The organism is Polaribacter sp. KT25b (genome assembly GCF_900105145.1).
In the GTDB taxonomy this organism is placed as follows: Bacteria; Bacteroidota; Bacteroidia; order Flavobacteriales; family Flavobacteriaceae; genus Polaribacter.
Genome location: NZ_LT629752.1, coordinates 3,738,281 through 3,755,074 on the forward strand (window position 1 = coordinate 3,738,281; position 16,794 = coordinate 3,755,074).

14 protein-coding genes are annotated in these 16,794 nt (G+C 29.9%); 5 read left to right on the forward strand and 9 right to left on the reverse strand.

Annotated features, from left to right (window positions below; genetic code table 11):
• Nucleotides 1-82 precede the first annotated feature (82 nt).
• The gene (locus BLT70_RS16255; protein ID WP_157691929.1) at nucleotides 83-937 is read left to right on the forward strand and encodes a hypothetical protein; all 855 of its coding nucleotides are present in this window, start codon (nucleotides 83-85) and stop codon (nucleotides 935-937) included.
• A gap of 143 nt (nucleotides 938-1,080) precedes the next feature.
• Here BLT70_RS16255 and BLT70_RS16260 read toward each other — a convergent pair whose 3' ends face one another.
• Nucleotides 1,081-1,410 (reverse strand): DUF4286 family protein, encoded by a 330-nt coding sequence (locus BLT70_RS16260; protein WP_091896814.1) that lies wholly within the window; start codon nucleotides 1,408-1,410, stop codon nucleotides 1,081-1,083.
• A gap of 102 nt (nucleotides 1,411-1,512) precedes the next feature.
• A complete protein-coding gene (locus BLT70_RS16265; protein WP_091896816.1) occupies nucleotides 1,513-3,318 on the reverse strand; it encodes a tetratricopeptide repeat protein in 1,806 nt (601 codons plus the stop codon).
• A gap of 126 nt (nucleotides 3,319-3,444) precedes the next feature.
• Between BLT70_RS16265 and BLT70_RS17280 the strand changes: the two genes are divergently transcribed.
• Entirely contained in the window at nucleotides 3,445-3,588 is a 144-nt protein-coding gene (locus tag BLT70_RS17280) for a hypothetical protein (protein ID WP_172824432.1), read from the forward strand.
• A 66-nt stretch (nucleotides 3,589-3,654) separates the two neighbouring features.
• Here the strand turns inward: BLT70_RS17280 and serS are convergent, their stop codons facing one another.
• Both serS and BLT70_RS16275 read right to left on the reverse strand, forming a co-directional pair.
• Entirely contained in the window at nucleotides 3,655-4,929 is a 1,275-nt protein-coding gene (serS, locus tag BLT70_RS16270; protein ID WP_091896818.1) for a serine--tRNA ligase, read from the reverse strand.
• Between the two features lie 344 nt (nucleotides 4,930-5,273).
• Nucleotides 5,274-6,206, reverse strand: coding sequence for a bifunctional riboflavin kinase/FAD synthetase (locus tag BLT70_RS16275; protein ID WP_091896820.1), 933 nt, complete (start codon nucleotides 6,204-6,206; stop codon nucleotides 5,274-5,276).
• A 192-nt stretch (nucleotides 6,207-6,398) separates the two neighbouring features.
• Here BLT70_RS16275 and BLT70_RS16280 point away from each other — a divergent pair, with 192 nt between their 5' ends.
• Nucleotides 6,399-9,050 (forward strand): TonB-dependent receptor, encoded by a 2,652-nt coding sequence (locus BLT70_RS16280; RefSeq protein WP_091896823.1) that lies wholly within the window; start codon nucleotides 6,399-6,401, stop codon nucleotides 9,048-9,050.
• A gap of 14 nt (nucleotides 9,051-9,064) precedes the next feature.
• Nucleotides 9,065-10,594, forward strand: coding sequence for a G-D-S-L family lipolytic protein (locus BLT70_RS16285; protein WP_091896826.1), 1,530 nt, complete (start codon nucleotides 9,065-9,067; stop codon nucleotides 10,592-10,594).
• Nucleotides 10,595-10,734: 140 nt separating this feature from the next.
• Here the strand turns inward: BLT70_RS16285 and BLT70_RS16290 are convergent, their stop codons facing one another.
• Complete coding sequence (locus BLT70_RS16290; RefSeq protein ID WP_091896829.1) at nucleotides 10,735-11,949, reverse strand: aminotransferase class V-fold PLP-dependent enzyme; 1,215 nt, start codon at nucleotides 11,947-11,949, stop codon at nucleotides 10,735-10,737.
• A 100-nt stretch (nucleotides 11,950-12,049) separates the two neighbouring features.
• On the opposite strand from BLT70_RS16290, the gene BLT70_RS16295 reads away from it, so the two are divergent.
• The gene (locus BLT70_RS16295; RefSeq protein WP_091896831.1) at nucleotides 12,050-13,375 is read left to right on the forward strand and encodes a serine hydrolase; all 1,326 of its coding nucleotides are present in this window, start codon (nucleotides 12,050-12,052) and stop codon (nucleotides 13,373-13,375) included.
• Between the two features lie 45 nt (nucleotides 13,376-13,420).
• Here the strand turns inward: BLT70_RS16295 and BLT70_RS16300 are convergent, their stop codons facing one another.
• The 4 genes from BLT70_RS16300 to BLT70_RS16315 all read right to left on the reverse strand — a co-directional run bounded on the left by BLT70_RS16300 (nucleotide 13,421) and on the right by BLT70_RS16315 (nucleotide 16,789).
• Nucleotides 13,421-13,627: a hypothetical protein gene (locus tag BLT70_RS16300; protein WP_091896834.1), complete on the reverse strand. Its 207-nt coding sequence runs from the start codon at nucleotides 13,625-13,627 to the stop codon at nucleotides 13,421-13,423.
• A gap of 88 nt (nucleotides 13,628-13,715) precedes the next feature.
• Nucleotides 13,716-15,029, reverse strand: coding sequence for a Fe-S cluster assembly protein SufD (sufD, locus tag BLT70_RS16305; protein ID WP_091896837.1), 1,314 nt, complete (start codon nucleotides 15,027-15,029; stop codon nucleotides 13,716-13,718).
• A gap of 139 nt (nucleotides 15,030-15,168) precedes the next feature.
• Complete coding sequence (gene sufC / locus BLT70_RS16310) at nucleotides 15,169-15,918, reverse strand: Fe-S cluster assembly ATPase SufC (RefSeq protein ID WP_091896840.1); 750 nt, start codon at nucleotides 15,916-15,918, stop codon at nucleotides 15,169-15,171.
• Between the two features lie 19 nt (nucleotides 15,919-15,937).
• Nucleotides 15,938-16,789, reverse strand: coding sequence for an N-acyl homoserine lactonase family protein (locus BLT70_RS16315; protein ID WP_091896843.1), 852 nt, complete (start codon nucleotides 16,787-16,789; stop codon nucleotides 15,938-15,940).
• Nucleotides 16,790-16,794 lie beyond the last annotated feature (5 nt).

The window sequence follows — 16,794 nt, forward strand, 5'->3', positions numbered from 1 at the left end:
ATGAGAGTTTTTAAGATTTAAAGAGCAAATGTACTCTAATTTCGGCATAATTTTTGGTTGGTTTAAGTTTAAAATCAACCAAATGAAAAGAATATTTGTATTAATTATGTTCCTTTTTGCTATGAATCTTGTTTCTTTTGCTCAAACCGGAAAATTAGAAGAAGGAAAAGAAAGTTTAAAAGAGTCTAGCGCTTCTCCAAACACAACTTCTAGTACTACTAGATCAACAACAAAAAAATCTGGTAGAAGAACAAGAAATTACAATGATAATTCTTCATTTAGATCTTTTTTTGCGGGTATTTTTATAGATTTATTTGCTTACACTGCTTATGGTGTTGCAATAGAATCTCCATTTGAATTAAATGGTAGAATGCACGATGCAGAACTTGCTAATTATCCTTATAAAAACTCTTTTCATGGAAATTTTATTTATACAGATTCTATGAATTATAATATTGCAAGATTTGATATTACCAATAACTTTGTAATTGAAAATAGTAATTTATATGGAAATAATTTTGGTGTAGATTTTCGCTTTTTAAAACGTTTTGGTTTGGAGTTTGACTATTTGTATTTAACCGAAAAAATAAACACAAATAGAGATCAATTTTCTATGTATTCGGCTTTAATTAATTATCATAGAATACGAACTCAAAAACTAGATGCTTGGTTTGGATTAGGTGTTATGCATGTAGGTTACGATGTAAATAAAACTGGTTTTGGTATTGGTTTAGGCGCAGAATGGTTTGTTGCAAAACCAATTAGTTTTAAGTTTTCTCATAAATGGACAAACATCAACAGTAGAGAAGTAAATAACACAAAATTGTTGTTAAAATACCATATTAAAAACTATCATATTTCTTCTGGATATGAGCATTTTAAAATTGGTGTTTCTAAGATTGATGCTTTTTCTATTGGCGTAGGAGTTAGTTTATAGAATAAGTGATTTTTTTAACTTATTCTGTTAATCTTTGTAAAATAGTTTCTGCCACAATTGCTCATAGAAAATAGATTTTTGTGAAAATTGGTGAATTTCTTGTTTAACCTTTTCTAAATTTATAGCTTAGTATTAACAATAAATTAATTACTAACATTTGTAGGATAAAATTCTTTTACTAATTTTAATTCTGTTCTAAAAGCCAATATTTGATCGCCAAATTTTTTCAAACTTTTTATGCGTAATCTATCCGCATCTTTTTCGTAATAATCGTTTAAATCTTCTCTTGTATTTGCTGCGTATTGTACAGAATAAGTTTTACCTCCCATTTCTTCATCAACCAAAACCTCAGTTAGTTTTGCCGATATAAATTTGCCAGTGTTTAAAACATCAAGAATGTGAGTTTCCATCCAAGTTAACCATTCTTCATGAACAGTTTCATTTATATTAATTGTTACGTTGTATATATACATTTCTTTAGTTGTTAGTGTTTGGTTTTTAGTTGAAGGTTTTACGTTGTGTGTTTTGGTTTTTTAATAAAAATTTTACATAAACTAGTAACCATCAACCAAAAACTAAATTGTATCTCCTCTTAATTTTCTAAATTTATTTCTGGCTTCTACTAAATAAATACTTGAAGGTTGTTCAAATATTATTTTCTGATAATATTCTTTTGCTTTTTCTACGTTGTTTAAATTATAATTATACATTTCTGCCATCATAAAATAAACATCATCTGTTAAAAAACTTTGATTATCGGCTGCAATAATTTCTGCTAAAGTTATAATTGCATCATCATATTTTTTTTGTTTTATGTATAATTTTGCTTTAAAAAATTGCACATCATCATAAATAACTTCACCAGGAACAAGTCCATTTACCAATATTTTTTTAGATTTAGATAAGGTTTCTATTTCTGCTAATGCCTCTGCATCTTTATTTTGATATGCTAATAATTCTGCTTTTGCCAATTGTTTTAATCCAGACGGAATAGAATCTACAGGTTCGTTGTCTGTAATTTTTAAAAATAAATCTAACGCATCGTTTGCAATAAGTTGTGTTGTAGAACCTTTTAATACTTTTAATTGTGCTTTTGCCCAAGTAAAATCGCCTTTAAAATAGCTTGTTTGCGCCACTTTAAAACGTGCTTCTTGCGCTAGTTCATGATCTTCTAATTGCGTTTGGATTTGAGAAAAATAGATCAGTGCTTTGTTATAATTTCCACTAAAAACCAATACATCGCCTAATTTTAATTTTATGCTGGCTTCATCAAATTTTGAACGAGAAAATGTTAAAGCTTTTTCTAAAATAGCTCTTGCTTTTTCTGGATTATTTTTATTAAAAGTTGAAAAATTTGCATATTCAACTTGAAGATTTATGGTAAATTCATTAATACCAAATTCTGTAATTAACGATTCAAATATTTTTTCGGTTTCTGGGTTTTTTGTTGCTACAGCAATTTTTACCAAGTATAAATTTGCATCAATTTTTTCTTCTGCAAAAGATGTTTTCTCGTTGATAAAATCGAAACAACTTTTAGCCGATTCAAAATCTTCATTATCAAAAGCTAATTTTCCTAAACTAAATATTTCATCAAGATTAAAAGGATTTCTTTTGTATAAAGCTTTTTCTTGTATTAGCGCTTTTCCATATTCTTTTTGTTGCGCAAATAACCAGCTTAACAAAACATTCCACTCGTTTTTTGCATTACTAATAGACTTTTTTAAAAGTGTTTTTTTGAATAAAATATTGGTCTCGTTTTCTGCATCATCTGTAATATATTTGCTTGCATATCGTTGTACTAAACTTAGGTAACTTACGTTTTTAGCAACCAAATCTAAATAAGATTCAAACATTTTTTGATAATTACCTTTTTCTCCATAAATCTGTGCAATTTGAAAGCTGTAGTTTGCATTCGGATTTTGTTCCATTACTTTTTTATAAACTAAAATCGCATTGTCAAGTAAGTTGTAATACTTAAAAAGATTACCAATTGCAGTGCCATAAGCAGGATTTTTATCTAAAGAATTTATTGCTTTTTGGTAATTAGCATTTGCCAATTCTTCTTGTTGTTGACGTTCGTAATTGTAACCTAAAAAAACATACAAATAAGCTACTGTGTTGTTTTGTTGAATTCGCTTTTGAAGTAATTTTTCTACAGTTTTAAAATTATCGGTTTCTTGATAACAAGTAATTAGCTTGCTTAAATAAGTGGTATTAAACGGACTTTTATCATAAAGTTTTTTAAAAATTTGAGTTGCTTTTTCAAATTCTCCTTGTCTATAATAAGTGTCTGCCAAGAAAAAATCATTTTGATCAGTTTCTTGACAAAAGCTTAAACTGCTAAAAGTTAATAAAATAAGTATAAGAAAGTGCTTCATGTTAATTCAAAGATAATCAACAAAAATGTTAAATTTTTATTAAAGCCTATTAAGTTTTAAGTTTCTCTTGTAACATTTTGGCACGAAACTTGTCTTTATTGTACAAACAAACCAAAACTTAAAAAGATGAACGATCTAAACAACAAATACGAAAACGCAAAATTAAACTCTATCGAGTTTATGAAAACAGGACAAATTAGTGCTTACTTTAATGCGCTTTTAGAAATGAATAAATACAAAAGATTATTAACTGCAGTAATAGCTAATTAGTTTGCAGTTTTCAGTCTCAGTTTTCAGTAAGATGATAAACTGTAAGCTGCTACTGAAAACTGAAATCTATTTTATAATATCAAACCCGCAATAAGGTACTAAAACATCAGGTATTTTAATACCGTTTGCAGTTTGATAATTTTCTAAAATTCCTGCTAAAACACGCGGTAATGCCAAAGAACTTCCGTTTAAAGTATGTGCAAACTCGCTATTTCCATCTTTATTTTTAAAACGAAGTTTTAATCTATTAGCCTGAAAAGTTTCAAAATTAGAAGCAGAACTAATTTCTAACCAACGGTCTTGTGCTGTAGAAAACAACTCAAAATCGAATGTTAAAGCAGAAGTAAAACCAGTATCTCCACCACACAAACGCAAAATTCTGTAAGGTAATTTTAATTCTCTTAAAATATTTTTAATGTGCTCTACCATTTCATTTAAAGCAGCGTAAGAATTGTCTGGGTGTTCAATTCTAACAATTTCTACTTTATCAAATTGATGTAATCTATTTAAACCACGAACATGCGCACCATAACTTCCCGCTTCACGTCTAAAACAAGGTGTGTAACCAGTAGCTTTTATAGGAAACTCGGTTTCTTGCATTAAATTTCCACGAAACATATTTGTAATCGGAATTTCTGCTGTTGGTATTAAATACAAATCATCTACTTCACAATGATACATTTGCCCTTCTTTGTCTGGTAATTGCCCAGTTGCCGTTGCAGAATCTGCATTTACCAAATGTGGCACTTGCACTTCTGTATAACCAGCTTTTGTATTTTTATCTAAAAAATAATTGATTAAAGCACGTTGTAATCTTGCGCCTTTTCCTTTATAAACAGGAAAACCAGCACCAGTAATTTTAGTACCTAATTCAAAATCTATAATGTCGTATTTTCTTGCTAATTCCCAATGAGGCAAAGCATTTTCTCCTAAATCAGGAATATTTCCTTCGCTAAAAATGTTCTCATTATCATCCGCAGAAACTCCTTGTTTTACAGAAGCATGAGGAATATTTGGTATCTGATATAAAAGCGTTTGCAATTCATCTGCATACATGGTTAATTTATCAGATAAATTTTTAGAACTTTCTTTTAATAAACCAGTTTTCTCTTTTAAAATGTTCGCTTTTTCTATTTCTCCAGATTTAAAAAGGTTTCCAATTTCTTTCGATAGTTTATTAGATTCTCCTAAAGTAGTATCTAACTCAACTTGAGTAGCTCTTCTATTTTCATCTGCAGTTAACACTTGCTCAATAATAGTTGTAGCATTTGCAAAATTACGTTTTGCCAATCCTTCTAAAACAACTTCTTTGTTTTCTCTAATAAAATTTACTTGTAACATTTTTCTTGAAATTACGAATTGCAAATATATAATTTGTCATGTTGATTTTGGCGTAAATCAGAAATAAAAAATTTGACAATAGTTACGCATATAAATGCTATAAAACACTAGAAAAAAGTTTTCTTAATTCAATTTTTTTTGGGCGTTACCACAAGGGTCAGGCTTTCGCACTCGCTTTTTTTGTAGAAAAACAAAAAAGAGCTCAAGCAATTGCTCTATCCTTAATGCAAATTGTAGTTCTAAAAAGAAAGAATATTATAAATATTTAGAGCTATCATTTTTTAAAACGTGAAAGTCTTTTTAACAAAATATAGATTAGAAGGTTTATTTTTTAGTTAAACCTATTAGCAATTAGTTTTAATATAATCTTTAGCAGTTTTTTCGTCCTTTTTAAGTTGCTGAACTAAAGTATTAACAGAATCAAATTTTTCTTCATTTCTTAAAAAATAAATCAATTCTACAGTTATATTTTTATCATACAAATTTTGGTTAAAATCAAAAAAATGAACCTCAATTGTTTGATGTTTGCCATTTACAGTTGGTCTACTGCCAATATTCATCATTCCAAAAACAGTTTTATTGTCAATGTTAGATTTTACTATGTAAACACCAGTTTTAGGTATTAATTTATAGGTTTCATTAACATCAATATTAGCTGTAGGAAAACCAATTTTTCCACCTAATTTTTTACCATTTACAACGTTGCCATTCAGCATAAAATTATAGCCTAAATAATCATTGGCAGTTTCTAAATTACCACTAGCTAAAGCGCGTCTAATTTTTGTAGAACTTACAGAAACATCATCAATATCTTGTGCTGGAATTTCTTCAACAACAAAATCATATAAATGACTATATTCTGTTAATTGAACAATATTTCCTTCTCTATTTTTACCAAAATGATGATCGTAACCAATAATTAATTTCGATATATTTAATTGATTTACTAAAATGTCTCGCACAAATTCTAGCGCCGTCATTCTAGAAAACTCTTTACTAAACGGATGAATAATTAAATAATCTAAACCCGTTTTTTCTAATAAAGCAGCTCGTTCATCAATTGTGTTAATTAATTCTAAAGCTACATCTTTTTGTAACACCATTCTTGGATGCGGAAAAAAAGTTAAAACCACCGATTTTTTATTCGCTTTTTTAGCCTCATTAACTAGTTTTTCAATAATTTTTTGATGCCCAAAATGAACACCATCAAAAGTGCCAATGGTAACATATGTTTTTTCTTTATCAGAAAAATTAGAAGTGTCTTGTACTATTTTCAAGGAAAGAAATTTTGTAAAGTACAAATGTACAATAACTGTAACTTAAAATGTTAAATAAAATTTGATACTTGCAAGGTTATTATTTGATAATAGTATGACTATATTTTTAACAAAAACACAAATTTATTGCCTATTTATTCGTAAATTCAAAAAAAATTGTATTTTCGTGATAGTTAACAAATAATTTAAATTATGATAAAAAAGATTTTACTAGTTGCATTTATTGCATTTAGTAGCTTAGCAATGGTTGGTCAAACCACGGTTACAGGTACTGTTAAAGATGCAAAAACGGGAGATTTACTCCCTGGAGCTAATATTAAAATTTCTAGAAGAGCTGTAGGAACAAGTACAGATTTTGATGGAAATTTTGTATTAATAGTTACAGACAAACCACCTTTTACAATTGAAATTTCTATGATTGGTTTTCATAGTATAACCGCAGAAATTACAAAAAACAATCAAAAAGTTGAGGTTAGTTTAAAAGAAAATGAAACTTCTTTAGACGAAATTGTTGTTTCTGCTTCCAGAACTCCAGAACGTATTATGGAGTCCCCGGTAACTATAGAAAGAATGGATGCTAGATCTATTAAAAACACTTCTGCCCCTAGTTTTTACGATGGCTTAGAAAACTTAAAAGGAGTTGATGTAAATACAAACAGTTTAACATTTAAATCTGTTAATACACGTGGTTTTGCTACATTTTCTAACACACGTTTTATGCAATTGGTAGATGGTATGGATAATTCATCGCCAGCATTAAATTTTGCTTTAGGTAACTTATTAGGTATGTCTGAGCTAGATGTAAAAACAGTAGAGCTATTACCAGGAGCATCGTCTGCATTATATGGAGCAAATGCTTTTAATGGTATTATGTTTATGACAAGTAAAAGTCCTTTTGAAGACCAAGGAATTAGTGTTTCTTTAAAAGGAGGAATTACAAGTCAAGATGCTGGTGGTAATAATGAGTTTACAGATTTTAACCTTAGAATGGCGTATGCTTTTTCTGATAAGTTTGCTGCAAAAGCAACACTTGCTGTTTTACAAGGTACAGATTGGTTTGCAACAGATTATAGAAATACTGCGGATGGTGAATATGCACCTGGAACTAGAGAATCTGTTAATGATTATAACGGTGTAAATGTTTATGGAGATGTTGCTGCAACAGATTTAGGTGGCGCAATTGGTAGAGTAAGTAGAACAGGTTATAATGAAACAGATTTAATGGATTATGATGTAGAAAGCGTTAAATTTTTAGGAGCTTTACATTATCGCCCTTTTGGTGATGATCGTTTAGAGATTATTTGGAATTCTAAATTAGGTACAGGTACAACGCAATATTTAGGAGGTCAAAAATATGCTATCAAAAACTTTTTTATGGAGCAGCATAAATTAGAACTTAAAGGTAAAAACTTTTTTGTAAGAGGATATGTTACTGCTGAAGATGCTGGAGATTCATACAATACATTATTTACTGCTTTAAATATTAATAGAGAATGGAGTGGAGATACTAACTGGTTTACAGAATATGCAGGCGCATATCTTACAACAGGTTCTCATCAAGCAGCTAGATCTTATGCAGACAGAAATCGTTTATTGCCTGGAACAGCAGGTTTTAAAGAAGCTTTTAATAAAGTAACTTCTGACGCAAATTTAATAACAGGTTCTAAATTTAGAGATGAAACTAAATTATATCATGGAGATGCAAATTATAATTTTCAAGATGTTATAGATTTTGCAGAATTACAAATTGGTGGTTCTTATAGAAGGTATTCTTTAAATTCTTTTGGAAATATATTTACAGATACAGATGGTCCTATTGATTATGACGAATATGGTATATATACACAAGTTCAAAAAAACTTTTTAGATGAAGATCGCTTAAAAGTAACTGCATCTCTTCGTTACGATAAAGCACAAAATTTTGATGGTAATTTTTCACCAAGAGTTTCATTTGCATATGCAGGTGGAGAAAATAAAAATCAAAATTTTAGAGCTTCTTTTCAAACAGGATTTAGAAACCCAACAACACAAGATCAATACATAGGTTTAGATGTTGGTAATGCTATTTTAGTAGGTGGTGTTGAGGATAATATTGATAGATATTCAACAACTTTTACAGATCCAGGAGATGGCCAAACTTATACCTTAACAGGTAGAGATGCTTATGAAAACTCTTATACTTTAGCAAGTGGAGGAACCGTAAAAGCTGATTTAGCTTTTGTGAAACCAGAAAAAGTAACCGCTTATGAAATAGGATATAGAGGTTTAGTAAATACTGGTGATTCTAATAGATTTACGGTAGATTTAAGTGTTTATTACAATCAATATGAAGATTTTATAGCAAATACAAATGTTATAGTTCCTTATAATTTAACGGGTGGTTATAAAGTATTTCAATTATATGCTAATTCAACCGCAGACATTAGTTCTTATGGTGCTAGTATTGGATTAAATACAAAGATTTTAGACGGGTTTGATGTAGGTTTTAACTATACACTTGCTAAATTTGAATTTGATCAAGCGTCAAATCCAGATTTTGAAGCAGGTTTTAATACTCCAGAACATAAAGTAAAATTACAATTTGGTAAAACAGATTTATTTAAAAACTTTGGTTTTAACATTAATGCCAGATGGCAAGATAAATACAGATGGGAATCTACTTTCTTAGATGGTACAATAGAAGCGAGAACTGTATTAGATGCACAAATTAACTATAGCGTTCCAAGTTTAAAATCTGTCTTTAAATTAGGAGGAGCAAATTTAACTGGTCAAGAGTATTTAAGTGCTCCAGGAGTAGGAGCAATAGGTTCTCAATATTATCTTTCTTGGACAATAAATAATTAAAAAATATAAAATAGATGAAAAATTATAAATATATAGGTTTGTTTCTTTTATCATTAAGCATTGCTTCTTGTGATGTAAATAATGAATTAGACACAATTCTAGAAGAAACTATACAATATCCAGCAGCTAGTTCAGGATCTGCTAATTTCTCTAAATTTGTGGCGTTAGGAGCTTCATTTTCTGGTGGAGTTGTAGATGGTTCTGTTTTTTTAGCAGGACAGCAAAACTCTTTTCCAAAAATGATGGCAAATCAAATGGTTGCTATGGGGGGTGGAGAATTTATTCAGCCTTTAGTTAGTGATAATATCGGTGGTTTAACTTATGGAGGTCAGGTAATTGTAGAACCAAGATTGTATTTTAATGGTGCTGGCCCAGTTAGATTAGATGCTACTCCAACAACAGAAGTTACTTCTAAACTTACAGGATCTTTTAATAATTTTGGTATACCAAGTGCAAAAAGTTTTCATATGATTGCTCCAGGTTATGGAAGTATACCAGGTGTTATAGCTGGAACAGCTAATCCTTATTTTGCTAGAATGTCTAGTTCAGAAACTACAACGGTTTTGGCTGATGCAATGGCACAAGCACCTACTTTTTTCAGTATTTCAGAAATAGGAGGTAACGATGTACTTTCATATGCAACTTCTGGTGGAATAGGAACTGTACAAACTACTAATTATGATGCAAGTACCTACGGGCCAAATGATATTACATCTCCTGTAGTGTTTGAAACAGTGATGAATGCAATGGTAACAACTTTAACTTCAGCAGGAGCTAAAGGAGTTATTGTAACTGTACCATCAATTGTAAATTTACCTTTTTTTACAACAGTGCCTTATAATGCAGTACCGTTAGATGCAGCAACTGCAAGTGCTGTAAATACTGGTTATGCAGGTTATAATGGAGGTATCCAACAAGCTTTTGCCGCTTTAGCTGGAACGGGTTTATTTACACAAGAAGAGTTAGATAAAAGAACAATTTCTTTTGCTGCTGGTCAAAATGCAGTTGTAATTATAGATGAAGATTTAACAGATTTAGGAGCTATTAATCCTGCTTTTGCAGCGATTCCAAAGTATAGACAAGCAACTGCAGAAGATTTCCTTTTGTTAACGAGTTCTAGTTTTATTGGTACAACTGTAGGTGGAAATGCACAGTTAATAAACGGAGTAACTGTTCCTTTAGCAGACCAATGGGTTTTAACACCACAAGAAAAAGATGCAATTCAATCTGCAACCGATTCTTATAATGAAAGTATTACAAGTATTGCAGTTGATAATGGCTTGGCGATTGCAGATTTAAATGCTCTTCTTAATGCAGCAGCTGGTTCAGGTATTATGTTTGATTCGTATACGCTTACTACCGGTTTTGTAACTGGTGGTTTAGTTAGTTTAGATGGAATTCATTTAACAACTAGAGGATATGGTTTAATGGCAAATAAAATCTTAGAAGCTATTGATGCTAAATATGGTTCTAATTTTATAGAATCTAACAACATTAATAAAGCAAATGATTTAACAGCTGTATACTCACCAACATTAAGATAAATTTAAAAATTAGATAACAAAAAAAGGTTGAGAATTTTCTCAACCTTTTTTTGTTTATATAGAAAGTGTCAATAAAAAAGAAATAATAAAGTAAACTGTAGTTTTAAATAAGCAGATCGCTTAGTTCCTTGCAAAGACAATTAAGAAAGCATCATTTTTGCTCTTTTAACACCTGCTACCAAAACATCAATTTCTTCTTTTGTATTGTAAAAAGAAAAGGAAGCTCTTATGGTTCCTGGAATTTTATAATAATCCATAATAGGTTGTGCACAATGATGGCCTGTTCTAACTGCAATTCCTAATTTGTCTAAAATTGCACCAATATCATAAGGATGTATTTCATTAATATTAAAAGAAATAACAGCTGTTTTTTCTTTCGAGGTTCCATAGATTTGTAAACCATCAATCTTTAAGAGTTCTTCTGTACCGTATTTTAAAAGCTCATTTTCATAAGTTGCTATATTTTCAAAACCAACGGAGTTCATGTAGTCAATTGCTGTACCAAAAGCAATTCCTCCACAAATATTTGGTGTTCCTGCTTCAAATTTATGAGGCAAACCTGCATAGGTCGTTTTCTCGAAAGTTACAGTTTCTATCATTTCTCCTCCACCTTGATATGGAGGTAATTTTTCTAACCATTCTTGTTTTCCGTATAATAAACCAACTCCTGTTGGGCCACACAATTTATGTGCAGAAGCCACATAAAAATCTACATTTAATTTTTGAACATCTGGTTTTATGTGAGGTGTAGCTTGAGCGCCATCAATTAAAACAGCAGCACCAACTTTATGTGCAGCTTCAATAATTTCTTCTATAGGATTTATAGTTCCTAAAGCATTAGAAACATGATTACAAAAAACTAATTTTGTGTTTTTATTTAATAACTGATGATAGGTTTTCATGTCTAAAGAGCCTTCATCTGTCATGGGAATTACCTTTAAAATAGCACCAGTTTTTTCGCATAACATTTGCCAAGGAACAATATTTGAATGATGTTCTAAGGCAGATACAATTATTTCATCACCATTATTTAAAAGCGATGCAAAACCAGATGCAACCAAATTAATACTATGTGTTGTGCCAGATGTTAAAATAATTTCAAACGCTTCTTTTGCATTAAAATGCTTTTGAATTTTAATACGCGCTTCTTCATATTTATCTGTAGCTTCTTGACTCAAAGTATGCACACCTCTGTGAATATTTGCATTGTAATTGCTATAGTAATCTACAATTGCATCAATTACAATTTGTGGAGTTTGCGAAGTTGCAGCATTATCAAAATAAACTAAAGACTTTCCGTGAACTGTTCTTTTTAGAATAGGAAAATCTTCTCGAATTTTATCAATATTAAACATAAAAATGATTTTGAAATACAAAGATAAAGCATGCAATTTTAAAGATGTAATAAAGTCAATATGAATTTCTTATTTTTACATAAACAAACACCAAACATCCATGAAAATTTTTAAAAGAATTTTAATAATATTGCTTGTAATTATGATTGCTGCAGTAATTTATAATTATCCAAAATTGAATATTATTGCTGGTTATTCTGCTAAAAGTACAGCTTCGTCTGTTTTTGTTGCTGATAGAACTCTTGAATTTACAAACAAAACTGACACTAATTTTTCTCCTATTAATTTAGCGGATGACACAGTAAATACTGATGAAAAATCAGTAACTTCAAGTGTTTTTGGGTTGTTAACAAGAAAAGCATTTGTTAGAGAAGGTTTAGGTAGTGTTTTGACTTTAGAAGAAGAGGATTTAAGTAAAAAATATTTATCGCCAAAAAGAGGAATAGCCGATAATATAACGCCTTTTCCTTATGGAAATGGGGCACAAAAAGATACTATTTTTAATAATGTAGATTATTCAAAATTAGAAGAAACTTTAAATGTTTTGTTTGATTCAGTTAATCAAACTAGGGCAGCAGTTGTAATTTATAAAAATCAGATTATTGCAGAACGTTATGCAGATGGTTTTACAAAAGATTCTAAAATTTTAGGATGGTCGATGACTAAAAGTATTGTAAGTACTTTGTTTGGAGTTTTAGAACATCAGAAAAAAATAAACGTGTTTGATAGAGCACCTATTTCTGCTTGGCAAAATGATGAACGAAAAGAAATAACTATTCATAATTTACTACAAATGAATTCTGGTTTAGAATGGGATGAAGATTATAATTCCATTTCTGATGTTTCTAAAATGTTATTTTTAGAGCGCGATATGACTAAATCTCAAATTGATAAACCGTTGATTGGCAAGCCTAATGAATCCTGGAATTATTCTTCTGGAACTACAAATTTATTATCAGGAATTTTAAGAAATCAGTTTAAAACACATCAAGAATATTTAGATTTTTGGTATGCAGAATTAATAGATAAAATTGGTATGAACTCAATGGTTTTAGAAGGAGATTTGGCTGGTAATTATGTGGGTTCTTCTTATGCTTGGGCAACTGCCAGAGATTGGTCTAAATTAGGATTACTGTATTTATATAATGGAAATTGGAATGGAGAAGAGATGTTTAGTAAAGAATGGGTAAAATATGCCACAACAGCAACGCCCACTTCAAATGGAACTTACGGAGCTCAAATTTGGTTAAACGCAGGAAAAACATATAAAAATGTGCCACAAAACATGTTTTCTTTTAATGGTTATCAAGGGCAGAATGTATTTGTTTTACCAGATCAAGATTTGGTAGTTGTTAGAATGGGATTAACTAAAAATGCAGATATTGATACTTTTTTAAGTGGAATTATTAAAAGTATAAAGCAATAAAAAAACCACTCTCTTTGAGTGGTTTTATGCTATATTTTTCTAAAGCTATGAGCTTTTTCCTTTTATCAAACTTAAAACTACAGCTACAAGTCCTAAGCCAATAGTAATATAAGAATTAGTGTTGTCTTGTGATTCAATTAAATCTAAATCTCCAATTGATACTTGAGTTTCTGGAATAACCATCGTGTAAATTCCGTATGCTAATAAAATAACTCCTACTATTAATAATATCGTTTTTATAGTTTTGTTCATAATGAAATGTTTTTATTGGTTCATCACAAAATTATAACATAAGTGTAGTTTCTTTTAGCTCTTTTAAACTAATTTTTAACTTATATACTTATAGATCAAAGCCAATATTAACTCCTAATTTTTCAGCAATTAACTTGTTAATTCGTTTTTTAACTTCTGGAATTTTTACACTTTCTAAAACTGTATTTGCAAAAGCATACATTAATAAAGCTTTCCCTTCTTTTTTAGGAATTCCACGTTGTTGCATGTAAAATAAAGCATCATCATCTAATTGACCAATTGTACAACCGTGAGAACATTTTACATCATCAGCAAAAATTTCTAGTTGAGGTTTTGCATTAATTGTAGCTCTATCGCTTACTAAAACATTATTATTTTGTTGATAAGCATTAGTTTTTTGAGCTTCTTTATTTACAATTACTTTTCCGTTAAAAACTCCTGTAGAACGTTCGTCAAAAATTCCTTTATAATCTTGATGACTCTCACAATTTGGCTCTATATGATGCACTAAAGTATGATGATCTACATGTTGTTTTCCTTCAATAATGGTAATTCCTTTTAAAATAGAATCTATATGTTCTCCATTTTGATAGAAGTTTAAATTATTTCTTGTAATGTTTCCTCCAAAAGAAAAAGTATGCACAGAAACTACACTATTAGATTTTTGATCTACATAAGTATTATCAACTAACGAAGCATTTTCTTCATCATTTTGAATTTTATAATAATCTACAGTTGAGCTTTTGTCAGCAAAAATTTCTGTAACGATATTAGATAAAACTGGGTTTGAAGTTAAACTTTGATGGCGTTCTATAATTTGAACATGTGCATTTTCTTCTACCACAATTAAATTTCTTGGTTGCACCATTGTTGCAGCTTCAGAACCTGTTGTAAAATTAATGATCTGTATTGGCTTTTCTACCTCTACATTTCTTGGAATATGAATATATGCGCCTTCTGTTGCAAAAGCTGTATTTAAAGACGTTAAACTGTCTTGTTTAGCAACTTTGTTATAGTAGTTTTCTACAAAAGCCTTGTATTTTGGTTTTGAAAATGCCGCAGACATTAAGCAAACATCTATAGTATCATGTGTTGTTTCTGATAAAAAAGAACTGTATTTACCATCAATAAAAACAACTTTATAAGTATCTATATCATGAATAAAATACTGTTTAACATCAGCCATTTCAACATCGTTTCCTTTGTTGGTAAAAATACTATAATCGTGTTTTAAAACTGAGTTTAAAGATGTGTATTTCCAAGCTTCTAGTTTCTTAGTTGGGAAACCTAATTTTTCAAAATTTTCAAAAGCTTCTGTTCTAATTTCATGAACATCAGAATTGATGTCTAGTCCATTTTCAAAAGCTACATATGATGATAGTATTTTTTCTTTTAATTCCATTGTTTCAGTCTTCAGTTTTCAGTCTTCAGTTGGCAGTTTATGAGATATCATAAAACTACTGATGGCTGATTTTTTATATTCTTAACTAACTTTTACACACAGTTGCTAACCGCAAACTGCTACTGATTTTACTGTGAACTTAAACAAGTTCTTTTTTAATCCAATCATAACCTTTTGCTTCTAATTCTAAAGCTAAAGAAGCATCACCAGATTTTACAATTTTTCCATCGTATAAAACGTGCACAAAATCAGGAACGATATAATCTAATAAACGTTGGTAGTGTGTAATTACAATTACTGCGTTGTCTTTAGATTTTAACTTGTTTACACCGTTTGCAACAATACGCAAAGCATCAATATCTAAACCAGAATCAGTTTCATCTAAGATGGCTAATTTTGGCTCTAACATAGCCATTTGAAAGATTTCGTTACGTTTCTTTTCTCCTCCAGAAAAACCTTCGTTTAAAGAACGTGATAAGAATTTACGGTCTATTTCTAATAATTCAGATTTTTCGCGAATCATTTTTAACATGTCTTTTGCAGGCATGTCCTCTAAACCTTTTGCTTTTCTAGTTTCGTTAATAGCTGTTTTAATAAAGTTTGTTACAGAAACTCCAGGAATTTCTACCGGATATTGAAAAGATAAAAACACCCCATTATGTGCTCTTTCTTCTGGTGCTAATTCACTAATATCTTCACCGTTTAATTCAATATTTCCGTCTGTAACTTCGTATTCTTCTTTACCTGCAATAATGTTTGCTAAAGTACTTTTTCCGGCACCATTTGGTCCCATTATTGCATGTACTTCACCTGCTTTAACTTCTAAATTCAATCCTTTTAAAATTGATTTATCTTCTATATTTGCGTGTAAATTGTTAATTTTTAACATCTTTTTTATGCTATTTGCTTTAAGCTTTAGGCTCTAAGCTGTTTAATAATTCTTCTAATTTTTTGTATGCTATTGGCGAGTGTTGAATAATAATTTCTGCATTTTTTTCTTTTGCAAAAGTTTCAAACTTATCCATACTTTCTAAGGTTTCTTTTGCATCATAATTAAATGAAGGCACCCCTTTTGTTGCTCTGTTTTCTTCAAAGTGATATAAATCTCCTGTTAATAAAACTGGTTTTTCTAAACCAGCAACTTCAACATATAAAGATTGATGTCCTATTGTATGACCCGGAGTATATTTTATAACTACCGTTCCGTCTCCAAAAACATCATAATCACCTTTAATTTTTTGTACATTTTTTAATGCTGCTAACGCAGGATTTTTAGCTTTTAATGTATCACCAAGGTTTGCATTGTATTCGTTTTCTTGTACAATCCATTTGGCATCTTTCATATAATTTGCATGTCCTGTATGATCGAAATGAGAATGAGACATGGCAAAATAGTTGAAATCTTCAATCTTAAAACCAATTGTTTTTAATTGATTAACCAAAGAATCGGGTCTTTGAATTCTAAAAACACCACTTGGTTCATCAAAAGGTTCTGGTTGTACTAATTGTTCTGGCAAACCAGCATCCCACATTAAGTTTCCTTTTGGATGAGAAATTACATAATAAGCGTCTGTAAATTGTTTAGTTTGCCCAGTGTATGTTGTGTCTTGAGAAAAAGCTTCTAATTTTTTTACAAAAATAGAACCACCTACTAATTGATATAATTTTACATCAGCTTTAGCGGTTTCTTCTACTTTTTTCTCGGTTTTTTTACAACTTACAATTGCTAAACCTAAAAATAATATGATTATTTTTTTCATGATTT

Coding starts and splice junctions, on each gene's coding strand:
- BLT70_RS16255 (WP_157691929.1), top strand. CDS start 83: ATGAAAAGAATATTTGTATTAATTATGTTCCTTTTTGCTATGAATCTT.
- BLT70_RS16300 (WP_091896834.1), bottom strand. CDS start 13,627: ATGAACAAAACTATAAAAACGATATTATTAATAGTAGGAGTTATTTTA.
- sufC (WP_091896840.1), bottom strand. CDS start 15,918: ATGTTAAAAATTAACAATTTACACGCAAATATAGAAGATAAATCAATT.
- sufD (WP_091896837.1), bottom strand. CDS start 15,029: ATGGAATTAAAAGAAAAAATACTATCATCATATGTAGCTTTTGAAAAT.
- BLT70_RS16260 (WP_091896814.1), bottom strand. CDS start 1,410: ATGTATATATACAACGTAACAATTAATATAAATGAAACTGTTCATGAA.
- serS (WP_091896818.1), bottom strand. CDS start 4,929: ATGTTACAAGTAAATTTTATTAGAGAAAACAAAGAAGTTGTTTTAGAA.
- BLT70_RS16315 (WP_091896843.1), bottom strand. CDS start 16,789: ATGAAAAAAATAATCATATTATTTTTAGGTTTAGCAATTGTAAGTTGT.
- BLT70_RS17280 (WP_172824432.1), top strand. CDS start 3,445: ATGAACGATCTAAACAACAAATACGAAAACGCAAAATTAAACTCTATC.
- BLT70_RS16265 (WP_091896816.1), bottom strand. CDS start 3,318: ATGAAGCACTTTCTTATACTTATTTTATTAACTTTTAGCAGTTTAAGC.
- BLT70_RS16280 (WP_091896823.1), top strand. CDS start 6,399: ATGATAAAAAAGATTTTACTAGTTGCATTTATTGCATTTAGTAGCTTA.
- BLT70_RS16290 (WP_091896829.1), bottom strand. CDS start 11,949: ATGTTTAATATTGATAAAATTCGAGAAGATTTTCCTATTCTAAAAAGA.
- BLT70_RS16295 (WP_091896831.1), top strand. CDS start 12,050: ATGAAAATTTTTAAAAGAATTTTAATAATATTGCTTGTAATTATGATT.
- BLT70_RS16285 (WP_091896826.1), top strand. CDS start 9,065: ATGAAAAATTATAAATATATAGGTTTGTTTCTTTTATCATTAAGCATT.